Genomic DNA, 21,849 nt, shown 5'->3' with positions numbered 1-21,849 from the left:
TTATTATAGCTTAATAAATGATTTGGGCAATCGCTTTCAGAAAGGCTTCTATGTCTGGCTTTTTTGTGTAGCGTCCTAGGGTGATGCGGAGAGAACTTTTACTGCAATCGACGGCCGTGGGATCGCTTCTCCTAACGGCTTCTATAACGTACGAAGACGAATCTTCTGACACCGTCCTACAGCTTGATACAGATGAGACGCAAAAACCTTTCACATCCAGCTGCAGGACTAGGTATTCAGCGTCAGATCCAGGAAAACAAACATTGATAAAATTGGGAGCGATTTCGGTATTGTGGTCATTTGAGATATTCGACCGGACTTTTGGTTTTATTTCTAGGATTTTTTTCAAAAGGTAGTCGCGAAGTTTCCATACCCGTAGGATTTCTTTTTCCTTTTCGGCGTCGGCAATTTTCAGGGCTGTGGCTAGGCCAATAATCCCCGCCAGATTTTCTGTACCCGATCGCAGGCCCCGCTCTTGGCCGCCGCCGGTGATGATTGGTTTGATCTCCACCCCTCGTCGCACAAAAAGCAGGCCGCTGCCTTTTGGGCCATAAGTTTTTGAGGCATCAAGCGTCAACATATCCACCCCGAGCTGTGGCACGCCCAGTGGACAGTAGAGAGCAGCCTGGCAAGCATCAGTGTGGAAATAGAGTGTGGTTGTGGATTCTTCTCCACGTTTTTTTCTTTCTTCACGCACGATCTTGGCAATTTCTTTGATTGGTTGGATTGTGCCGATTTCGTTGTTGACATACATTATTGAGATGAGGATTGTTTCTGGTCGGATGGATTTTTTAATTTCGGATGGATCTACTCGCCCATCGGCACCAGCGGGTACATAGGTCACCTCAGCCTGTCCACTTTTTTCAAGATCTCTACACGTCTCGAGGATAGAGCTGTGCTCAATCACAGAAGTAACAATGTGCGGAATTTTTTGATTTTTTCTGAAAGGCTCTTTTTCAAAGGATGCTTCAACCACACCCCTAAGGGCGAGATTATTACTCTCCGTCCCGCCACTAGTAAAGACTATTTCATCAGCGTGCCCACCAAGCGCCCTAGCAATATCTGTCCGGGCCTCAGCTATTTTTTTAGAGACTGCCACTGCTTCTTCATAAAGAGAAGACGGATTGGCGAAAAGGCCTGAGACTTTCATGGCCTTTATGACCCGCGGGTCAAGCGGCGTGGTAGACGCATAGTCTAAATACACTCTTTTGGACTGTTTTTTAAAGATATGGCTTAATATTGACATTTATTTAATATGAGTATATAGTTTTTTCAGAAAAAATCAATGCTCGAAACCAACCAACCCATGAAACCCACCTGTCACGCTGAGGGTGGGTTTTTTGTTTTTTTGATGTATACTTTATTTAGACTTTTGTATCTGTCTCGTAGTCGACACGATAGACGACCAGTTGGCTAGGAGCTGTCTCTAGCTCCAAGAAAAATAGTCTCTTGCCAATTGAACTACTGCAGTAAGCACACAACATTGTGCTTCCCTAAAAGCTGTTAGCTAGGTGCAGCATATAACGGGTGTTGAAATTCACAGCTGCAACGAGCACCCAGCTCGTCTGGATAATGAAGTGAGGCTGCTCCTCGCTTAGTTTCCTTAAATAATAAGGCGTATTATACTGAAAAAACACTAGACTTGTTTTATCACAGGCTGAGATAACTCAAAAACCTATCTTGTATAAAAATCTGAATGCCCTAACAGTAGCGCTGACATGGGGTAACCAAGGAACTTGGCACACGAGCGTTTCAAGTCTAGAAAATGGGTGTAGGCGCACCCAAAACCCCGAATCATACTATGTCTGTGTGGTTCGGGTTTCTTTTATTTACCTATACTTATACTCTCTATGCTTGCCCAATCCACTTTCTGGTTATTACCATCAATGTAGATAGAATTTTTATCCATATTTATGTACTATCATATACCTCTCTCTATCAAAGAGACTCGAATGTCGTCCCACATGCGGAGTCAATGCGACTATAAAAAAATTCTAAATGAAAACACCCAGACTCTTTCCAGAGAATTCGGGTGTTTTTGATTTTTTGCCTGCCTTGTGACCTTGTTAAAAGCCTCCGAGACCTGCCATTCTTTCGTATCCTTCAGGAAAATTGGCAAAGCAGTGTAAGTCGTCAGGTTGCTCATTTTCATTTGCATATATGACAGCATCTGCAACATTATCCAACTCAATCCTAATAATAGTCGGTGAGATCACGGTAAAATTTGGCAAAATCACTTCTTCCTCTTTTTTCCTTACTGAAAGTGATTTGAAAATTTGCCCCTCGTGTATTTGAGTCGGATGACTTGTCCAAGATCCTGCCTGAAAACGATTCAAGGGTAAATCCTGTCCAAAAACATGCAGCCCACCATCTTCAATAATTCTAAGGCTAATGATTTTTGACCTGAAGAGATAGTACCAATCGGGGGCCCGTTTCCCAACAGGGCCACCTGAAATACCAAATCCCTTCAACAAAGGTTTGCAAAACTGAGTCTTCAATATTCACTTAATCCTCCCTTGGTAATTATTTTTTTCTACAGGTAGACTAGTGTTATATACTGCGATTGTCAATAAGCTCATTTTGAACATTCTCCCAGTTGCGGTTACAATTTTTTTGCAATTACCCATTTTTATTGTATACTCTTGAAATGCTGAGTTCTTATGAAATTGACTATATTTTAGCGGGTGTAGCAGCCTTTTTGATTGTTTTGCTTTTGGCCTGGGCCATTCGCCTTGAGCTTCGGATCAGACGCCTGCTCGCCGGAGAGCACACCAAAGACATTCCTGAGACAGTGGCTTTTTTGAAAAAATCCATCGCGACTCTAGACACCTTTCAGCAAGAGACTGAAGACTATCTCCACACCGTAGAGCGTCGTCTCAATAAAAGCATTCAAGCAGTCCAGACTGTCCGCTTCAATCCTTTCAAAGGGATGGGCACTGGTGGCAATCAAAGCTTTGCCACTACCCTGCTAGATGAAAAAGGCAATGGGGTGGTGATCTCTAGTCTTTACTCCAATGACCGTGTGTCTGTCTTTGCCAAGCCGCTGACAAAAGCGACTTCGACCTATGAGCTGAGTGGTGAAGAAAGTGAAAGCATCACCCTAGCCAAGGAAGCTCTGAAAAAGTAGTCTGGAAACCCTCGGAAAATTTTTACACTTTTTATTTTTTCCTCCTACTCTTTAGTCCCCGCTTTACTTTTTATCTCCATTCCATGCCCAACACTAAAAAACCACAATCAAATACGACCGAGCGTCCACCTACAGTGGCCATCATGGGACATATTGACCATGGCAAATCAACATTGCTCGATTATATCCGTAAGTCAAATGTGGCAGACAAAGAAGTCGGCGGCATCACCCAGAACATGTCAGCCTATGAGGTAATACACGCTTCAAAAAAAATCACTTTCCTCGACACCCCTGGTCATGAATCTTTTTCTCAACTTCGCAGTCGTGGAGCCAACGTAGCCGATCTTGCTGTGCTGGTGGTGTCAGCAGAAGACGGTGTCAAGCCTCAAACTCTCGATGCCTTGAAGTCTATCACCGAAGCTAAGCTTCCTTATATAGTAGCCATAAATAAAATCGATAAGGCTGGAGCGGATATAGAGCGCACCAAGCTCAGCCTAGCTGAGCACAATGTTTTTGTGGAAGGCTATGGCGGGACTATTTCGTGTGTGCCTATTTCAGCCAAGGTGGGCACTGGCGTGTCTGAGCTGCTGGATCTGATTTTACTCACTGCGGAAATGTCTGAGCTTCAGGGTGACGTTGAAAAGCCAGCTGAAGGAATAGTAATTGAAACCAATCGGGACAGAAGCGGGATTTCCGCCAGTATGATTATAAAAAATGGTACTTTAAAAAGGGGCGACGTGGTGGTAGCTGGAAATGCAATCTCACCTGTGCGAATGCTTGAAGACTTTGCTGGCCGTCCTATTGATTCGGCTACTTTTTCTTCACCCGTTCGAGTAATTGGCTTTAGTGAAATGCCCAAAGTCGGCTCCCCTTTCCATACTTTTGACTCAAAAAAAGAAGCTGAAAAGTTTGTCGCAAAGACCGCTAGTGAGCCTGCCCACAATCAAATCAACCAAAATAAAATTCAAGAAAGTCCAAACGTTTATATTCTGCCTATCATCATCAAAGCCAGCACCTCGGGTGTGATCGAGGCTATTGATTTTGAAATCAATAAAATAAAAAATGACCGTATAGCCTTTAAGGTTCTCTACAGCGGCATTGGAGATATTTCTGAAAATGATATTAAGATCGCTTCGGGCAAAGAAGGAACGTTGGTGATAGGATTTGCCACCAAAGTGGATGGCTCGGCTAAAGCCCTAGCCGAACGTCTTGGCGTCCAAATCCAGGTTTTTGATATTATCTACAAACTGACTGAGTGGCTGGCTCAAATAGCCCTTGAGCGTACACCAAAAATGGAAGTCGAGGAACAAAAAGGCCGAGTCAAAATTTTGAAATTCTTTAGCCGAGCAAAGGATCGTCAGGTGATTGGTGGTCGCGTAGAGGAGGGTGTCCTAACTGTGGGCGATACCGTCCGCATCCTACGGCGCGACGTTGAGATTGGGCGCGGCAGTGTTCGCGAAATTCAACAGGCCAAGGCCAAAACCAGTGAGGTCTTGGCTGGCACAGAATTTGGCGCCATGATCGAATCAAAAATTGAGCTTGCCCCCGGAGACAAAGTTGAGCCTTTTCATACTGTTTCAAAATAAATAATTTAAGACCAAAAATATATGGCTTTCCGCTCGCAAAAAATAACCGAACAAATCAAGCATCTGGCTTCCGCTTTTTTGGCCGAGCAATCAAACGGCCAAGCCCTCCTCACGGTCACCGATGTCTCTCTTTCGGATGATGAAAAAAATGCTCTCATTCTATTTACAGTTTTTCCTGAAAAAAATGAGAAGGCGGCTCTCGGCTTTGTAAAACGCAAGCGAAGTGAATTTAAGCACTATGTCAAAAGCAAAAGTAAACTCGGGCGCGTCCCCTTTTTTGACTTTTCCATAGACGGTGGCGAAAAAAATAGACAGCTTATTGATAAAATAAGTAACCAAATATAAAATATAATAACCCTCGGTTCGTCGCCGAGGGTTATTATATTTTATATTTGACTAGTTACTTGATGTTGTAAATGAGCCATTGCCTACCGTAGAGACATTTCCTGATGCGTCTGTACTTGTGAAGGCATAGAAGTACTGCGTGCTTGTAGCCAGACCGCTGAGGGAAACATCGTGGAAGTATGAGAGATCAACTGATCCAGCTGTCGATGTTCCGCTTGTGGAAACCGTCGATGAGGTACTCAACCAAACCTGACTATTTGAAGGTTCGTTGGTAATCCAGATCAACTGAGCCGAAGTAGCCTTAACCCCAAAGACCGTGCTAAACAAGATACGTGGAGCTGTTACATCACCGGAGGTAGCAGACACTTTAGTTCGGAAACTCAATAAATTTGAGTCCTTAACATTGCCACTTGCATCCGTAGCTACTATCACAAAGTAATATTTGGTATCAGGAGATAGACCAGCGAGATCTACCGTATGACCTAGAGTCAATGAACTTTGGATGACTGACGAGCTGCTTGCGGTCACATCACTACTTGTAGAATATCTAAGCTCACCCGAAGCAGATTCATTTGTATTCCACTGGATGCTTGCTGTACTTGTACCCGAGACTACATGCACATCTCGAATCAATGGAGCTACTAGATCCACTGTCGTGCTAGCAGTGGTTGTAGAGGTGGTTCCTGACTTTAGAAATACCCCAAACCATCTCTGGAAAATTCCCAGCCAACCCTTGGGGGCAGTGGTTGTGCCGTTTTGATTAACGAAATCAATCTTCTTTTCAAGACCCTTTGGCAAATGCCCTCCCCCTCGATTGTCACCAGCCGAAGACGAGGCGGAAACTGTAGCAGCAGCTGAAGTAGTAGCACCCACCGCTACACCTTCTCCGTCATTGTCATTGTCATTTCTAGCTTGGTTTATCTCTTGATCACGACCAGAGAGGCCCACATGTATACCTGCGTTTACATTGGCCTTGACACCTGCTCCCAACCTCAACCCCTCATCAGCACTTGCGACTACAGGGCTGACTGCCACAAAGGCAAGACTAAAGGCTAGAGCTAGGGGCATAATTTTCTTAAATCCAATTTTTTTGTTTTTCATATAATTTATATATTTAGAAGGCATATTACTTAATAAGTTCGACCCTCTGCCCTATGTAACGTATGGCTTCACCTACTCTTACTCTTTAATTTTTTGGCCCCAAATCAAGCTGCTTGATGATGTCCTGATGTTTTTCGAGGACTTTTTCTAACGAATTATGCCTGTCTTCAGACCTATTTTGCTGATTTTGAGTCTCGCTATTGTTTCTATTTTGAAAGTTATTATTGAATTGATCCCTTATATTCACAGTCTCAGTCGTGCTCCCCTGAGTTGTCGTAGCTAAAGTGGTGGTGCCTCTTGTCTTGCTGAAAATATCCAATGGCGCTGTGACATTTAGGCTATTGTCCGTATTTATTTTTAAATTATTTTTCTCATCCTGCCCTTTATTTCCTTGCATATTATTGCCAACATTTTGGTTGAGATTTGTTTGAATAGTCTGATCTAGCTTTACGCTCGCCTGAACCGCTCGAACAGTCTGGTCGATTACCTCCTTCTTGATTTCAACCTTATTTTCTGGATTGAGGGCATTTTTTTGGTTGAGCTGCTCTGCTTCCTGAAGACGCTCATTTACAAGCCCTAGCTCAAAAGTTGCTTCTGAGGCAGGAGAAACCGAATGAATAAAACGAGCCACCTTTTCATTGACACCCGTCTTGACTGGATAGAGGATGTCTCCAGGGAGAGCTCTGTTGGCCGCAAAAACGGTGCTGCCTCCTACCAGCAATACCACTGCAAGCGAAGCAAATACCACCTGAGCACGTTTTGACATCAAGAAAATCTGCCACTGTGAAAAAGGACTTTTGATTGGAAGATTGGCCTGCGTACGACCAACATCTGGGGACATACCGGCACTGGCAATAAAGGAGGAACGCAAAGCACGCTTCTCACTAGAGGTGAGGTTTATCTTTTTTAAAAGTTTTATGGAGTTGTTAAATTTAAAATTAAACATATTTTTAAAATTCTTGCTCGTGCAAAATCTTCTTTAAACGCTCGACCGCCCGATGGATCCTGACCGAAATTGTATTGACTTTTTGTTCCAGCATGTCAGCAATCTCTTTCGGGGTATAACTCTCAACATAGCGCCAGATGATGAGATCCTTGTCCTCTGGCTCAAGCTTGTCCAAGGATTTCATAGCCCATTCGGCCTCAGCGTATCTTTGGGTCTCCATGTTTTCATCTACTGGATCAAAGCCCTGCTCAGCCAAATCCTCAAGCGACTGCTCTTTTTTCTTTCGATACCAGTCGATCACCAGATTTCCCGCTATTTTATAGATAAAAGCTTTAAGATTTTCCACCTCATGGCCATCCTTTAGGTAGGCCCAGGTCTTGAGGAAGGTTTGCTGCATCAGATCCTGAGAAAGCTCCTTATCATGAGTTTTAAAGTAACAGAACCTAAAAATAGCCTCCATATAGGAGTCGTATGCCGCCAAAAATTGTTGTTCAGAAATCTTCCTTTCCATAGGCTGTGACGTTGAGGTCCCTGTTTATTTACACCCTTATAACTCTAAAACAAATACCCCTTATTTGCCAAGCATTTAAGGGGTATTTGTTTAACAAACTGTAAATCCAAGGCTTATTACATTGACTGCACTGGGTTTGAGACTGAGCAATTTTTGCAGTTTCTCTTGTGAGTGAAAATTTCAAAAAGGGCTGACAAACCAACAAGGACATAAATAATGCGAGAAATGGCTGCTGCTTGACCACCAAAAATCTGACCGATGTCCCAACCAAAAAGACCGACTAGTAGCCAATTGAGCCCTCCGATCGCCAAGAGGATAAAAGCGATCATGTGTGTTGCTTTCATAATTTTAGGATTATTTTATATAGGTTAAGTAATAAGGAACTAAAGCAGAAATATTAAGCCTACCGAAAAAGAACTGGTGACAAAAAACATTCGACCTTTTTTTACGCTCTAATTATAGCACCATACACCTATAATAAGTACCGAGATATTCACACCTGCATAGCTTAGCGAGAAACCGAGATTGTTGTACTGCCTATCTCAGCAATAGCGCTGACTGTCAGCCTGCCTCCAGAATCTTGGGACAAGCTATACCCTGTATTGTAACTACTAGTGCTTGTGTAGTATGCCCCTGCTGCGCTAGGGTCAAAAGGTAATGAAGCCAAGTAAATCGGCACTAAGCAGGGAGCTACATCAGCTTCACTACTGCTGCCAGTACCGCTTTTTATAACAGTAGGCAAAGAAGGAAAAGCAAAGGCGACACCGTTGCAGGTAAAGACTCCTCTATTTTCAGAGATGTTTTGACCCAGAGCATTTAGAATGCTCACTACGTTGGCAGTACGCTGTGAATCTCTAGCCAGCTTGAACTGACGCGAGGGGTTGATAGCTATCAAGACTACCGTAGCCAAAATAGCAATGATGCCGATAACGACCAAAATTTCGATTAGAGTAAAACCGTACTTACTTGTAGGACAAATTTTTTGACCCTGGATTTTTTTGAATATTTTTTTCATGCCATCAGTGTAGACTGCTAGCGGCAGATTTCGCTCAAGGTAAATTAAAGATTTCCTGAACTCCAGAAACCCTCAGTGAAAATCTTTCAACAAAAACCTCAGCCTGGATAAATGAAGAAAAACGGCTCTCTTTAGGGCTTTTTTCTGTAGTCACTAACTTCCATTCATTTTGTGAACCGCCAAGATAGACTTTTGAAACAACACATTCCGGCCAATTTTCAATAAAATGATCCTCCGCCAACCAAAGTAGAGCAACGGATAGGCAGCTGAAGGCTGCTGCCTTATTTTGCAATTTTTGAATTTCATCGAGTTGAATTTTTCTGGCCTGGTAAATATTGAGCGAAGCCATGACAGCATACTCGAGCATTAATGTCCCTATTATGCTCACGGCAATCAAGGCCGCAAAACCAGAATTATTTTTCATCCTGCTACCCTATCATGCTTACATAAACTAAAAATAAATTTTATCTAAGCAAAAATTTATGTTTACTCCACTTCCATTTCCTTCTTCGTTTTTAATCTCACGATATAAGCCACCACAAAAAAGACTACCAGCGCAAAAGCAATCAGGCTTAGACGAGAAAACCAGTGCTCTATTAAACCAATTCTATACCCAAAAATAAAACCTAAAATAATATACCCTGCTGACCAAATAATGGCACTTAAAATGTTCCAGATGGAAAATGACGCGAAAGGCATTTTTACCAAGCCTGCTACAAAAGGTACGATTGGCCGCAATGGACCAATAAACCGGCCAATAAAAACGCTTTTATCCCCATACTTTTTAAAAAAGGTTTTTCCTATCTCTAGATGGCTCAGCTTGAAAAAACGGTTGCCTTGATGAAAAAGTTTTTCGCCATGAAAACCGACAGCGTAGGCCACAAAATCCCCCGCCACCGCTCCAAGAACGGCCACTAATATTAAATTGGGAACATCAACGTAACCTTGTGAGGAAACAAAGCCAAAAAAAAGCAAAGCGGAAACCCCTGGAATAAAAAGGCCGATGACTGGCAGAGCCTCTGCAAAAGAAATTAAAAAGAGGATTAGATACCCCCATGGCCCTATTTGATCAAGGAAAGGCAGAATATGTGAAAGAGAATGTGTAAATGGATGATAGTAATGAAGAGGTGAAAAAAAGTAGCGCATCATTTTTAATTTGTAGGATAATTATAGCACAGGCAAAAAACAGGCCCAAAACAAGAGGCTTTGAAGGCCTCTTGTTTTGGGCTATCCCCCGCTGAATGTTTTATCACTTTATTGAGTGGTAAAAGTTGCAGGAGTGGAGACACTAACATTGCCAGATGCATCGATAGACTCAACCACATAGTAGTAGACTGTATGAGGCTGAAGCCCCGATACCGTCACGGCTTGAGTAGTCTTTAGGCTGGCATCTACAGCCACAGAGCCGCTAATGAATGGAGCTGTGAAGCTTTGACTAGACTCAGTCAAGCTCAAAGGCTGAGCACTATAGAAGACCTTGGCTTGTGAGGCCTCGCTAGTATTCCACATGAAGGTAACTGTATCCAACCCATTTGTGGTTGTTGTATTTTGAACACTCACTCCAAAAATAACTGGAGCGGAGATATCCACACCGAGACCAGAAGCAATCACACCATTAAGCTTGGCGAGAGTCAGTGGACCAACTCTTCCTGCCTGAGGAAGATCATACGCCACCTGAAACTGGGTAACTGCAGCTTGCGTCAAAGGACCAAAATATCCCGTAACCAATCCTTCTGGGTATATTTTAGGGTTTGAAGCCAAGACTGACTGCAGGTTGCTTACATCACCTCCACGGGAGCCGACTGACATTTGTGAAGTGATGGGCGCACCGGCAGCCAACGCAATTGAGTAAACAAAAGCAAAGGCCACCACCGCTGCGACAACCATTCCACCCATGACAACCTCCGCCCATTTACCGAGATTTTTTATATATTTCATGTTTGTTGATTAAGCTAATAATAATGAATGGATCAAAATCCATAAAACACTGCGACCTTTTATGCAACCTATGACGTGAATGCCCCTTTGTAATGACACATCAAAAATACCTAGTAAATAGGCCGAAATTTGAACATTATTTTCTATTTTTTAAAACTTTTTATCCAAAGACCATTTATCCCTGCCGTATAAAAAGACAGATAGAGTAGCCAAGGCTAGACCGACATCCCGCACCGCAATGGCCCCATATCCAATAGTATAGGCTATGCCTAGTAAATGAAGCCCGAGCAAAAGGGCTGCCGCTCGTGTATAAAATCCGGCCAACAAAAACAAGCCTGCCACCACTTCAAACCAGCCGTTTAAATAAACAAAGCCGATCTGACTGATAGGTAGAGAAACAGTCCAGGTGGGCAAGAAACCGATCCAATCTGTGGGACTAGCGAGCTGTTGAAAACCAAACCACAAAAAAACCAAGCTCATACTGATACGCAATAAAATGTGTGAAAAGGATTTCATTTGTTTATGCTTATTTTATTTTACGAATGCCAAAAGCTTTGATAAAAAAATCAATCGAAGAAGTAGCTAAGGACGCTTCCGAGGAAGTAGCCGAGCTTGTACCCTCTTCGCCTAAGACCACTACAGTGTCCCCCACGCTGAAACCAGCGCTTGGATCAAAACGCGTATCTGGGGTGACAAAAACTCTGGCTGTCTCGTCGCCATCGTGATCCAGCATCACAAAGCCCTGAGCATCAATAAGAGTAATGACCCCCAGATGAATGTCCGTAAAATGAGGCGCTCCATAGTTTTTATAAAACACACCCGCGATTGGCTGTAGAGAGAGATCACCCTTGCGAGCATGCCGTAAAAATACATCGTGAATGGACGTTTGGGCCAAAAAGACTCCTCCCAAAACCACTATCACCATCATACCCATGGCTGAATAAATAATCGGCTGACGATAAGAAAAAGCATAGCGTTTGAGCAACTTTTCCAAAATAGCCATAAAGGCCACCACCACCAAAACTAGAATCCAAGGGAACGAGAATAAAAAAGCTCGGATACCCAAAGGACCAAAACCTGTCACAAAAGCAACACCCGTATGGAAAACCACAAAAATAATAAAGCTAATCACATATATGAGCAATAAGAAAAGGAACAAGGCTCCCAATACAGCCAAAAATCCCTGGAGAATAAAATACCATTTGGGTCGCATTTTTAGGTTTCCCTTTTTAATCATCTCGTCTATTTTGTTGTCTATTTCATTTGTCATGTTCGTAGTGTGGATTGACTTCATCGACTATTTTTTTCAAGGCTTCTCGACCCCTCTTCAAACGGATACCGACTGTAGATATAGGTATTCTCATAATATCAGAAATGGCTTGATAATCAGCTTCTTCATAATAATACAAGACCAAAGGTTCCCGATACTTTGGATCTAAGCGGTCTAAAGAGATTTCCAGCATCTTTTTGACCTGCATATCATCAAGCGTATCCTTTTCTCCACCCTCATAGACTGGATGTGGAAAAAGAGTGTCTGGATCAAAAAAAGTAACCGGTTCCTTGCCCCTTTTTTTGATGGCATTGATGAACTCATTGTGAGCAATCCGATAAAGCCAAGGCGAAAACTTCCTAGTCGCATCAAAACTTTTGATATTGGTGTATGCCTTGATAAAGACTTCCTGGACCAGGTCCTGGACATCATCATACCCAAAAAGGAATCTTTGGGCATAACGAATCATCTTGGCTTCATATCTGCCTATAAGCACAGAGAAAAGCCAAGTCTGCCCTCGTTGGACCTGTAAAGCAACTTCTTCGTCAGAGTGTTCAGCCATAAAGCCATTCTACCATTTTTTATTATTTTTATTTATTTTTTAAAGGACGGATGTGCATTCCCCTGACAGGCAGTCGCGCCATAATATTTACGCTGGTCGCTGTCACTGTATTATTAGCTACTGAACCGAGGACTACCACTCGCTGACCGATTGCAAGATTACCCACGCCGCCAGTCGAAGTAGCTGTCTTCCCATTTAATTTAAAGAGCGTGTTGTTATCTGTGACGACAGTCAGAGCGGTGGCTGCGGTCGTGGTGCCATGCTCCCATTTGTCCAAAGTAAAGCTGGCTCCGTTGATAGCTGAAATCGTTCCAATAGAGATATTACTTTTATGCTGGATATTCTCGCTATGATTTACCCCTGGCTTACCGTCGACGATGTTAGTTGCGGCGACATTAGTGCCTGAGACTGTGCCTCTCACCAAAAGGACATCGTTGACCTGAATATCACTAACATTTATAGTCGAACCGTTTTTGACTATTTTGGCATTGGCGGCGTCCACTATGTAGTCAGTGGTACTCGCAAACTTTCCGACTAGACTAATAGTGCTGCCGCTTACCCCCGTCACTGATCCGACCACTCCGGTCTGCCCTGCTTCTCCAAGATGCGTGCGCCCCCACTTGGTTGAGGCAAAAGTAGGGGTGACCACTATCAGAGATAAAGCTAACGTTGAACTTGTAATAAGGATTCTTTTTCTAAAATTTTTATATGATTTCATACCCACTTATACATGGGCATTTCATTTTTATTTCAAAACAAAACAGGAGAAATTACATGTACCACTTGGAGCGAGTATATTTTGTCAAAAGAATATGGGCCATGAGAAGACTCCAACATGCCAAAGCAATCATAAATAGAGCCACTTTTAGGTTGAAATTGATACCCGTTGAAGGAACCTGACTAAGGTATACGCCGGCCACTGGTCGCCCTTGTGGATAAGTATAATTTGTTGGGTAAGTATAGACCGTAGGGTTGTTGTAGTAGTTGGTACCTCCATAGTATCCATAACCAGACACGGTCACGTAGAGACTGGCACATCCGCTACCACCGCTAGACGCACAGATAGAGAGTACCGATGTACCGGGACTCGTACCGAAGACATTGACTACACTGCCTCCAGTCATGTAGGCAGACACGACGTTTGGATTGGAATTGCTCGAAAGCGTATAGCTACCTGTTCCATAGACTATGATCTGTTGACCCTGCCCCACATTCAAATTTAAATTATTTTGACTCAAGCCTGGGGGAGATTGGTTGTTGTTGTAGGTTGATTGCACATTTACATAAAGAGTACCGCACCCTGAATACCCACCGTTACTACAGATAGTCAAAGCGGCTGTACCGAAACCCGTTCCAGTCAAGTAAAGCTGATTGCTGCTATTGATAGTGGCATTGATCACGCCCGAATTGGAATTCGAAGAAATGTAGTAGCTTCCTGATCCACCAAAAATACTCACCGTTGCGCTTTGATTGATAGATAAGTAAACATTGGTCTGACTAAAAGTTAGAGAATTGTAACCTCCCCCGGTAAAGTACGGCCAAACTATCATCGGTGATTGCTGGTTGTTGACGACAACGTAGGCATTAGTTCCTGAAGGAATATTGTAAGCATTGCCGCTCACTGTAGTTGAAAAATATCCGCTGGAATTGGTATTGCCAATAACCCCGGCATTAGCAATATTAGAAGAACCGACTGGGTTGTAGTAATAGAGATATATAGGTGAGTTGACATCCCCGCTGACTGTAATCTGAACTGATCCACCTACGGTCGTAGCCGAAAGAGTCGGCGTAGCAGCCAAGGCAGCGTGAGTAAAAATACCCATACTTAGAGCCATAATTGCTGCAAAAATTGATATTTTTTTCATAAGAATATAGTTAAGATTATAAAATTAACTACTTATATTTCTATAAATACGCTTATTTGGTAGTTTTGTCAATACCCACACTCACTTCTGTATACGTGATGGCGCTGATATCCTTGATGATGTTTGAGAGAGTATTAAAATCACTTTTTCCTTTTGTCATGATACATATGGTGTATGGATTGCCAGTCATATACACAATACCGCAATCATGGAGTTCTCGAAAATCCACAACGCCATTTGCTGTTTCAGCTGTCCTTTCACCAAATTTATCTGCCACTTTAGTGCCAGCAGGCACACCCGCAGCTATACCTTGTTTGAAATTTGTCTGAGATAAAATTTCCAAAGCCTTTTCAGAAAGATCTCGATCTAGGTAGGTGGCGTTGTATAGAACTCTGAAAAAATGGGAGTACAGCTTTGTTGAAATATAATCTATAGTCGAGGTGCTGTCCTGACTAGGTGGTAAAGGTAGACCGAGGTCTGTATAAACTTCATTCAGAGATTTTTGATCAATAAAATTTTCAAGGACGGCCAAAGCGTTATTGTCTGAATTCTCTATCATAGTCTGGATTAGACTGGCAAAAGTATAGGAAGCACCTTGCTTTAGAGTGGTGGTAGCGGAAAAATATTCTGACTGGTTCAGATTTTCTTTTGTATCGTATAAGACACCCTTAGCCAAAATAGAAGGATCCTGCTCTGTTAGTTTTAAATAGGCAAACATCACAGCCACTTTCAAAAGACTGGCTGGAGAATAGCGGTCATTTTCGTTGACTCCTGTCCACTGGCCGCTGTTTAGATCCTTAAAATAATAAGAAATGTCACTCACAGATCCGTCCTTTTTTTTCTGATCGATATAATTTTTTATTTTGTCCGCCAATGGCGTATACTCATAAAAACTGGATTTTTCAGAGCATAAAAGCAGAGGTTGGGTGAGCGGGTATTGAGGATCATTTTCTCTTAGACCTGGCCCGCTGGTATTTTGACCGCTAACAGTATTGTGCAAAAAATATCCGGCCACTAGCCCGATCAAAACAAAACCTATAGGTAATGCAATCTTAAAAAACTTGCTCTGCATAAAACTTATACCTAAATCGTATGCTTAGAGTACGTCTTTGTCAATAAAAATTTTACGTCCGAGGCTAATCAATAAAGGTAATAGCCTTGCCGCGTTTGTTGGCTCGGCCAGTACGGCCGATACGATGGACATAGTCTTCATACGTCGCTGGGATATCAAAGTTGATCACATGACTGACATCAGGAATATCGAGACCGCGAGCAGCCACGTCGGTCGCTACGAGGATCTGGAGAGTGTTATCCTTAAACATTTTTAGCGCTCTTTGGCGCTGGCTATGATTTTTGTTGCCATGGATTGATTCGGCCTTGAGCCCTCGCTGCATGAGGGCCTGAGAAAGTTTTTCTACTCCGTGCTTAGTCCGTCCGAAGATCAAGACTTTTGAAAAATCTTTTTGATTGAGCAGTCCATCAAGAATGTCAAACTTATTGCCTCCTTGACCTACCCGCACTACGTCTTGCTCCACATTTTTTGCAGTGTCGCGTGTCTTAACTGAAATGCGCACAGGGTCACGCAAAAATTCTTTAATCAGGCCCTCAATTTCTGGAGAAAGAGTGGCGGAAAAGAAAAGAGTCTGGTGCGATTTTGGCATCCCCGCCATGATAGCGCGCATATCCTTGATAAAACCCATATCAAGCATGCGATCTGCCTCATCAAGCACAATGGTGTCAAATTCTGGGAGCTTGATCATTTTGCGATCAATGAGATCTTTGAGACGCCCTGGGGTACCAATAATAAAATTGTACTGGTAGCGGAGCTGAGAAATCTGCTGACGGATATTAGCTCCGCCCACGCAGCAAACTGAAAATATTTTGCAGTCTTTGGTGTGTTGAACAAAACCCTTGAGCTCATCATCAATCTGAATAGCGAGCTCTCGAGTAGGCACGACGACTAACACCTGTTGCTTTCGATCAAGTAGGACCTTGTTTAAAAGAGGAACCAGAAAGGCCGCTGTTTTACCCGTGCCAGTGTTGGCAATACCTACCACATCAAGCCCTTTGAGGACCTGAGGGATAGCACGATCCTGGATCGGTGTCGGTGTGACATAACCTTTTGAAACAATACCCTGCTTCAAATTTTCTCCAATCAAAAAATCCTGAAACTTGTGTTCGGGTACAAAATGTTCCATTTCCTCAGTGACAGTGACTTTGTTTATGAAACGGGATGGGTCAATGTATTGACCACCAAAAGCCCGGCCCCGAGGACCGCTGCGAGGACTACTGCGAAAATTACCTCGCTGGCCGCCGCGTGGAGGTCGAGCAAAGAAAGAGCCACTCCGGGCTGGGGAACGTGGGCCTGAAGCACTACTAGAGCGACTACGACTAAAACTACTATTTTTTTGATACATATTTTATCTATTATCTAACCTACAAGAGACGTCGAGTCTCCATAACCTCTAATCAAAACCTTAAAAAGGGCGCGTAATAAATGGGTGCGCGATCAGGTGGTCTCGTAAGTTTTTAGACAAAAGATATAGAATCCGTCACATGAAAAACCAATGAGATTTAGTTACCTCTACAGAGTAGCTTATATCTGGTATTTTGTCAACTATTTATTCTTTCGCTTATGAATCATCAGATTGTTCCCATCTGGATCTTGAAAAACTGCCATATGACAAACCGGTGTTTCAGTAGGTTCAACTAAGAATTTCACACCACTGTCCTTTAATGCTTTCGCAGCAGAATCAAAATCCTCTACCTCGAGGGCGACGGCGGCTCCATTTGGTCCAGGATTAAAACTTGGTGCGCCTTTGCCAATCGCAAGAGTGTGTGAGCCCATTTCATATTCAATCATGCCTGTTATCCCATCCTCAGACCAGACACTTGCTGGTGTCAGACCAAGCACGCGCTCATAAAAGTCTCTTCCCTTTTTAAGATCACTGACTGCATAGATAACAAAAGCTATTTCAATTGGTTTCATATTTTTATTTGGTTTTACTTATTTATGTTTAAAGTATAAACGAGTCTGTGCTACTATGCCACCAATGGAAAACACAGAAAAAAAGACCAGCAAGGCAGAGACTCTCTGGGATGTGGCTGTGATTGGGGGCGGGCCTGCCGGTATGATGGCGGCAGGGCGAGCGGCAGAGCTGCTGCCAGGCAAGGTTATTTTGATCGAAAAAAATGCTTCCCTTGGTAAAAAGCTCCTCATCACTGGTGGAGGCAGATGTAATGTGACCAATGCTGAGTTTGATACGCGCAAACTGCTCGACAAATTCAAAAACAAGGGTAAGTTTCTTTTTTCTGCTTTTTCTCAGTGGAATGTGAAGGAAACCTTGGATTTTTTTCATGCGCGAAAAATGGAAACGAAAGTGGAGAACGGCCAACGGGTCTTCCCTGTTAGCAACAAAGCTCAGTCCGTGTGGGATGTTTTAGTCAATTATATGAAAAGCGGCAAGGTAGAAGTGCTTTCAGATTCTCCAGTCGTCGGCTTTATCGAGGAAAATAAAATGATCACTGGCGTAAAACTAAAAAATAAAAAAATTATCCGAGCTAAATCCATTATTCTTGCCACCGGAGGCACTTCCCGTCCTGAAACAGGCTCGACTGGAGATGGCTACGCCTGGCTAAAAAAAATTGGCCATACCGTCACTCTACCCGCACCCTCTCTTGTACCAGTGGCCGTCAAAGATAATTGGGTCAAAAGACTAGCTGGAGTCAGCCTGAGCGATATTAAAATCACCACACTCCAAAACGGAGAAAAGCAGGGAGTGATCAAAAAGGGCAAGGTTCTCTTTACCCATGTTGGTCTCAGCGGTCCGACCATTCTCAATATGAGCAAAGACATCGGTGAGCTTTTAAAATATGGCGAGGTGACCATCTCACTCGATCTCCTCCCCGCACTAGATTATGGCCAGCTCAATGCCAAACTTCAGGAGATTTTTAAGGAAAATTGCAATAAAAAATTTAAGAATTCTTTAAGTGGACCCGGATTGGCCGGTGGCTTGATCCCTTCTGCTCTCGTTCCAATCATCGTCGAACTTTCAGGCATTGATGGAGATACCCAGTGCAATAGCATCACCCGTGATCAACGCGTCATGCTTGTTAAATTTTTAAAGGATATTTCTATCCAGGTGGATAAATTGCTCGGTGTGGAAAAAGCGATCATCACTAGTGGTGGAGTTTCACTAGATGAAATTGATTTCAAGACTATGCGTTCACGACTTTTTCCAAATTTATATCTGGTCGGGGATCTTCTCGATATTGACCGACCATCTGGAGGGTATAGTCTACAGTTGTGTTGGACTACGGGTTTTGTAGCTGGGACCGCTGCAGCAGCTTCATCTTCTCAAGCCTAGAAAACTTTTTGAGAGCATACTCCCTTTTTAAAGCCTCGCCTTTTGTCTCAAATTTTTCTGAATATTTTAGAGTGACTGGTCTGCGAATTTTAGTGTAGTGGGCGCCCGATTTTGAGGTGTTGTGGGCTAGCAGTCTTTTTTCAAGATTATTGGTGGAGCCGATATAAAGTGTGTGGTCTTTACACTGAAGGATATAAGTGTAATACGACATGGAATAAGTATACTACTTCTCCAAATCAAGCGTCTCATCGATGCGAATTTTTTCGACAAAATCTGGCACGTGACTGACCACAATCATAGCCCCTTCGTATTTATTTAAAGCTTCAGCAATGACCGGAATGTGACGGAAGTTGATATGATTGGTTGGCTCATCAAGGATCAACAGTCCTGGTTTTTGTAAGACGAGCCTGGCAAAAGCTACCAGCCCTTTTTGGCCCTCAGACAAATCCCCGATTTTGGTATTGATCATCTCGCCACTGATCAGAAAACCGGCGGCGGTCGAGCGCATGCTTTCCTCAATCTTTTTTTCCATCACCTCCATCAGAGAATTATAGACCGTGTCATTGAAATCAAGCGTAGAAAAGTCCTGGCGGTAGTATCCCACTTTGACATCCGGCGCGATAGTGACTCCGGCGGCTTCATTTTTAGCAATATGCTCGAGCAGGGTGCTCTTACCAATACCGTTGGGCCCTTTGAGCAACAGGTGCTGGTTTTTCCTAAGAGAAATAGTAGTTTTGCGAGTGACTGGCTTGTGAGTCTTTGGATTCATGACAGAAAAAGAAGAGACTGTCAGAATTTCTCCCGGCAAGTCCTGCTGCGCAGGAATAATAAATGAACGAATAGTCTTGTCCTCCCGCCGAGTATCCACTTTTTCCTCTTCGAGCTCCTCGGCCTTTTCACGCATGCGCTTGGCTACCAGACGCATCTGGCCTCCCTTTTGGGCAAAAAAGTTGGCCTTGTCCTTGTTGGCCTGAATTTCTTTGGCGAGCTGAGCGTTCTTACGATTTTCTTTTTCTACTCTGGCGGTGATTTGAGCCACCACATCTAAATAGTTACCCACATACTGCTCCAATTTTTTAGTAAAGACGTCCAGATAGAGCACCCCATAAGTGAAAGCGTTCAAAAAATCAGCTTCGTGAGAAATAACCATCACTGTCTTTTTGTAATTAATCAAAAACTGAGTCAGATGCTCAATGCCAGCCTTATCCAGATTGTTGGTCGGCTCATCGAGCAAAAGCAAGTCTGGATCCTGGATCAAGGCAGAAGCGAGTAAAAGTCGGGCCTGCTGTCCACCGGAAAATGATCTCACGATGCGTTCGTGCATTTTGGAATGTCCTATTAGGTTGACAGCCTCAAGCACATCATCTATGCGTGGGTCAATATCATACACTTTTTTCTTAAAACATTTTGAGAAAAATTCCCTGACAGTCAAATCGAGCTCATCTCGCGGGATCACTTGGCGAGCGATGGCTATGGTCATGCCCTTATCAAGAAAAATATTGCCCTCCTCGAGTTTTAGGGCGCCAGTGATGAGCTGAAAAATAGTACTCTTGCCAGCACCGTTTTGACCCATGATGGTGACTTTGGTACCTCGACGCACCGAGCAATCCACCTCCGCTAGGATCTGTTTGTTGTGACCATATTCAAAGCTGGCTTTTTCAAACCTAAGAATGACTTCGTTTCGAGACATGGCCTTGAGAGTAACATATATTTGTCACTCACGATACCTCGCCTCTTAATACTTCCTAATCACTCCTTTCACAATGGCCGCGATGGTCAGCTGCTCCTTGGGATAAATGGGTTTATAATTTTTATTAGCAGGCTCGAGATAAATATGTCCATCTTTTTTTCGATAATATTTCATGGTCCAGCCCCCATCCACTTCGGCTATCACAATATCACCTTCTTTTGGCTGACTTTTACGCTCGGCAATCACCAGGTCACCCTCTTGGATCCCCGCCTCAATCATTGAATCCCCTTTTACTTCCAAAATATAGCTGGCTTCTTTGTGTTCAATCAAATAATCATCAATACTCATCGTCTCTGAAGTATCTTCTTCGGCTACGGTAGGAAAACCGGCTTCGACCAAACCAAGGACAGGTATTTCACCAAAAGATTTAGCAGGGACTATTTTTCCTTGAGCATCTTTTGAGATCAAGCCCGCTTCGACGAGCTTGTTGATCAGTTTGTAGACCGCGTTTTTGGATTTGTAGCCTGTGATATCCATAATTTCTTTATACCCTGGCATACGTCTATGCTTTTGATAGAAAGCGATGATTTTGTTTTTATATTCTTGGATCATGGGTTTGAAAATAAAAGTAATTTTAAAAAGTAAATTAAAGGACAAATGATGCCACCGCAGAAGCGGCTTTACGAAACCAACCTCCGCTTGATGCGCCACTGGCAGCTCGACTAAAACTACGAGTCAAACTGTGAAGCTGCGAAAGCAGAAATTTGTGGCGCTTGGCTTCTCTCTTGTAAGGCAAGCCTTTGAGAATCTTAAGGTCGATCTCACGATTGAGGTTTTGCAATTCGCTATTGATTGTTTTAATCATGTCTCCTTTGCTCATGTCTATAGTATAAGTGAACCACAGTTCACCAGTCAAGGAAAGAGGTGTGGATAACTCAGAGATGCTTCAAAAAGTGCTATACTAGGGCCTAAATATGAAAGAAATTATCGCCATTATTGCCGCGGCCTTAGCGATCGTGGGCAATGTGCCTTACCTCAAAGATATTGTCAAAAAAAGAGTGCAGCCTCACCCTTACACCTGGTTTGTTTGGTCCACAGTCTCCTGTATTATTTTTTTTGGCCAAGTAGCTAAGGGGGCTGGTATTGGAGCTCTGCCGACAGCCGCTTCCGAAATCTTTACAGTCATTATTTTTCTTTTCTCCATCCAGTATGGTTTTAAAAGAATCCGAAAGATAGATACGCTTTTTTTGATAGTGTCGTTGCTAGGGATTATCCCATGGATTCTGACCAAAGACCCGACTATCTCCGTCATCATTGCTGTCAGCATTGACCTGACGGCTTTTGTGCCGACCTTCCGCAAGACCTGGATCCATCCGGAGACTGAAACTCCCCTACTTTATGGTATGAATGTCTTGCGACATATCCTGATGCTCTTTTCTCTGCAAGCCTACAATGTTGCCACTACTTTACGCTCCATCGCCATGATCAGCGCCAACTCACTGATGACCGTGTTACTCCTGAGAAAG

General features: G+C 43.2%; 27 protein-coding genes. 5 read left to right on the top strand and 22 right to left on the bottom strand.

Annotation, left to right across the window (positions count from 1 at the left end; translation table 11 throughout):
- Nucleotides 1-10: 10 nt before the first annotated feature.
- Together PHF79_00730 and PHF79_00725 are read right to left on the bottom strand one after the other, a co-directional pair.
- Nucleotides 11-1,246: a cysteine desulfurase family protein gene (locus PHF79_00730; GenBank protein MDD5318335.1), complete on the bottom strand. Its 1,236-nt coding sequence runs from the start codon at nucleotides 1,244-1,246 to the stop codon at nucleotides 11-13.
- Between the two features lie 820 nt (nucleotides 1,247-2,066).
- Entirely contained in the window at nucleotides 2,067-2,498 is a 432-nt protein-coding gene (locus tag PHF79_00725) for a hypothetical protein (protein MDD5318334.1), read from the bottom strand.
- A gap of 149 nt (nucleotides 2,499-2,647) precedes the next feature.
- Here PHF79_00725 and PHF79_00720 point away from each other — a divergent pair, with 149 nt between their 5' ends.
- The 3 genes from PHF79_00720 to PHF79_00710 all read left to right on the top strand — a co-directional run bounded on the left by PHF79_00720 (nucleotide 2,648) and on the right by PHF79_00710 (nucleotide 5,058).
- Complete coding sequence (locus tag PHF79_00720) at nucleotides 2,648-3,127, top strand: DUF4446 family protein (protein ID MDD5318333.1); 480 nt, start codon at nucleotides 2,648-2,650, stop codon at nucleotides 3,125-3,127.
- Between the two features lie 83 nt (nucleotides 3,128-3,210).
- Entirely contained in the window at nucleotides 3,211-4,713 is a 1,503-nt protein-coding gene (gene infB, locus PHF79_00715; protein MDD5318332.1) for a translation initiation factor IF-2, read from the top strand.
- 21 nt (nucleotides 4,714-4,734) lie between these two features.
- A complete protein-coding gene (locus tag PHF79_00710; GenBank protein MDD5318331.1) occupies nucleotides 4,735-5,058 on the top strand; it encodes a ribosome-binding factor A in 324 nt (107 codons plus the stop codon).
- Between the two features lie 51 nt (nucleotides 5,059-5,109).
- Here the strand turns inward: PHF79_00710 and PHF79_00705 are convergent, their stop codons facing one another.
- From PHF79_00705 to PHF79_00630, 16 genes are all read right to left on the bottom strand, one after another.
- A complete protein-coding gene (locus PHF79_00705; GenBank protein MDD5318330.1) occupies nucleotides 5,110-6,159 on the bottom strand; it encodes a fibronectin type III domain-containing protein in 1,050 nt (349 codons plus the stop codon).
- Nucleotides 6,160-6,244: 85 nt separating this feature from the next.
- Nucleotides 6,245-7,105 (bottom strand): hypothetical protein, encoded by an 861-nt coding sequence (locus PHF79_00700; GenBank protein MDD5318329.1) that lies wholly within the window; start codon nucleotides 7,103-7,105, stop codon nucleotides 6,245-6,247.
- Nucleotides 7,106-7,109: 4 nt separating this feature from the next.
- Nucleotides 7,110-7,616, bottom strand: a complete 507-nt coding sequence (locus PHF79_00695) for an RNA polymerase sigma factor (GenBank protein MDD5318328.1) — start codon at nucleotides 7,614-7,616, stop codon at nucleotides 7,110-7,112.
- 116 nt (nucleotides 7,617-7,732) lie between these two features.
- Nucleotides 7,733-7,960, bottom strand: a complete 228-nt coding sequence (locus tag PHF79_00690; protein MDD5318327.1) for a DUF378 domain-containing protein — start codon at nucleotides 7,958-7,960, stop codon at nucleotides 7,733-7,735.
- 164 nt (nucleotides 7,961-8,124) lie between these two features.
- Nucleotides 8,125-8,631, bottom strand: a complete 507-nt coding sequence (locus PHF79_00685; GenBank protein ID MDD5318326.1) for a type II secretion system protein — start codon at nucleotides 8,629-8,631, stop codon at nucleotides 8,125-8,127.
- Nucleotides 8,632-8,665: 34 nt separating this feature from the next.
- Nucleotides 8,666-9,055 carry a hypothetical protein gene (locus PHF79_00680; GenBank protein MDD5318325.1) on the bottom strand — a complete coding sequence of 130 codons (390 nt, stop codon included), beginning with the start codon at nucleotides 9,053-9,055 and terminating at the stop codon, nucleotides 8,666-8,668.
- Between the two features lie 62 nt (nucleotides 9,056-9,117).
- Nucleotides 9,118-9,780, bottom strand: a complete 663-nt coding sequence (locus tag PHF79_00675; protein ID MDD5318324.1) for a DedA family protein — start codon at nucleotides 9,778-9,780, stop codon at nucleotides 9,118-9,120.
- A 105-nt stretch (nucleotides 9,781-9,885) separates the two neighbouring features.
- Nucleotides 9,886-10,569, bottom strand: coding sequence for a peptidoglycan-binding protein (locus PHF79_00670; GenBank protein ID MDD5318323.1), 684 nt, complete (start codon nucleotides 10,567-10,569; stop codon nucleotides 9,886-9,888).
- 150 nt (nucleotides 10,570-10,719) lie between these two features.
- Nucleotides 10,720-11,085 carry a DoxX family membrane protein gene (locus PHF79_00665; GenBank protein ID MDD5318322.1) on the bottom strand — a complete coding sequence of 122 codons (366 nt, stop codon included), beginning with the start codon at nucleotides 11,083-11,085 and terminating at the stop codon, nucleotides 10,720-10,722.
- 10 nt (nucleotides 11,086-11,095) lie between these two features.
- The gene (locus tag PHF79_00660) at nucleotides 11,096-11,863 is read right to left on the bottom strand and encodes a hypothetical protein (protein ID MDD5318321.1); all 768 of its coding nucleotides are present in this window, start codon (nucleotides 11,861-11,863) and stop codon (nucleotides 11,096-11,098) included.
- Nucleotides 11,829-12,401: an RNA polymerase sigma factor gene (locus tag PHF79_00655; protein ID MDD5318320.1), complete on the bottom strand. Its 573-nt coding sequence runs from the start codon at nucleotides 12,399-12,401 to the stop codon at nucleotides 11,829-11,831. Before PHF79_00655 ends, PHF79_00660 begins: the two co-directional genes overlap by 35 nt.
- 28 nt (nucleotides 12,402-12,429) lie before the next feature.
- Nucleotides 12,430-13,119: a DUF5666 domain-containing protein gene (locus tag PHF79_00650; protein MDD5318319.1), complete on the bottom strand. Its 690-nt coding sequence runs from the start codon at nucleotides 13,117-13,119 to the stop codon at nucleotides 12,430-12,432.
- 52 nt (nucleotides 13,120-13,171) lie between these two features.
- Nucleotides 13,172-14,266: a hypothetical protein gene (locus PHF79_00645; GenBank protein MDD5318318.1), complete on the bottom strand. Its 1,095-nt coding sequence runs from the start codon at nucleotides 14,264-14,266 to the stop codon at nucleotides 13,172-13,174.
- A 52-nt stretch (nucleotides 14,267-14,318) separates the two neighbouring features.
- The gene (locus tag PHF79_00640; protein MDD5318317.1) at nucleotides 14,319-15,338 is read right to left on the bottom strand and encodes a class A beta-lactamase-related serine hydrolase; all 1,020 of its coding nucleotides are present in this window, start codon (nucleotides 15,336-15,338) and stop codon (nucleotides 14,319-14,321) included.
- A 64-nt stretch (nucleotides 15,339-15,402) separates the two neighbouring features.
- A complete protein-coding gene (locus PHF79_00635) occupies nucleotides 15,403-16,683 on the bottom strand; it encodes a DEAD/DEAH box helicase (protein MDD5318316.1) in 1,281 nt (426 codons plus the stop codon).
- 200 nt (nucleotides 16,684-16,883) lie between these two features.
- Nucleotides 16,884-17,255, bottom strand: a complete 372-nt coding sequence (locus tag PHF79_00630) for a VOC family protein (protein MDD5318315.1) — start codon at nucleotides 17,253-17,255, stop codon at nucleotides 16,884-16,886.
- Nucleotides 17,256-17,319: 64 nt separating this feature from the next.
- On the opposite strand from PHF79_00630, the gene PHF79_00625 reads away from it, so the two are divergent.
- Nucleotides 17,320-18,633 carry an aminoacetone oxidase family FAD-binding enzyme gene (locus PHF79_00625; GenBank protein MDD5318314.1) on the top strand — a complete coding sequence of 438 codons (1,314 nt, stop codon included), beginning with the start codon at nucleotides 17,320-17,322 and terminating at the stop codon, nucleotides 18,631-18,633.
- Here the strand turns inward: PHF79_00625 and PHF79_00620 are convergent.
- From PHF79_00620 to PHF79_00605, 4 genes are read right to left on the bottom strand one after another with little or no spacing between them, the layout of a single operon-like run.
- Nucleotides 18,581-18,844, bottom strand: coding sequence for a GIY-YIG nuclease family protein (locus PHF79_00620; protein ID MDD5318313.1), 264 nt, complete (start codon nucleotides 18,842-18,844; stop codon nucleotides 18,581-18,583). The genes PHF79_00625 and PHF79_00620 overlap by 53 nt on opposite strands.
- Before the next feature lie 12 nt (nucleotides 18,845-18,856).
- The gene (locus PHF79_00615) at nucleotides 18,857-20,323 is read right to left on the bottom strand and encodes an ATP-binding cassette domain-containing protein (GenBank protein MDD5318312.1); all 1,467 of its coding nucleotides are present in this window, start codon (nucleotides 20,321-20,323) and stop codon (nucleotides 18,857-18,859) included.
- A gap of 45 nt (nucleotides 20,324-20,368) precedes the next feature.
- Nucleotides 20,369-20,935, bottom strand: coding sequence for a transcriptional repressor LexA (gene lexA, locus PHF79_00610; protein MDD5318311.1), 567 nt, complete (start codon nucleotides 20,933-20,935; stop codon nucleotides 20,369-20,371).
- Nucleotides 20,936-20,969: 34 nt separating this feature from the next.
- Nucleotides 20,970-21,203, bottom strand: a complete 234-nt coding sequence (locus PHF79_00605) for a hypothetical protein (protein MDD5318310.1) — start codon at nucleotides 21,201-21,203, stop codon at nucleotides 20,970-20,972.
- A gap of 94 nt (nucleotides 21,204-21,297) precedes the next feature.
- Between PHF79_00605 and PHF79_00600 the strand changes: the two genes are divergently transcribed.
- Nucleotides 21,298-21,849, top strand: a 552-nt coding sequence (locus PHF79_00600; protein ID MDD5318309.1) for a hypothetical protein, incomplete at its 3' end; no start/stop codon positions are given.

Source organism: Candidatus Paceibacterota bacterium (assembly GCA_028714275.1).
GTDB lineage: Bacteria > Patescibacteriota > Minisyncoccia > Phycocordibacterales > CAINVO01 > CAINVO01.
Note: the sequence above shows the minus strand (reverse complement) of the source record. Positions and strands in the feature narration are given on the sequence as shown.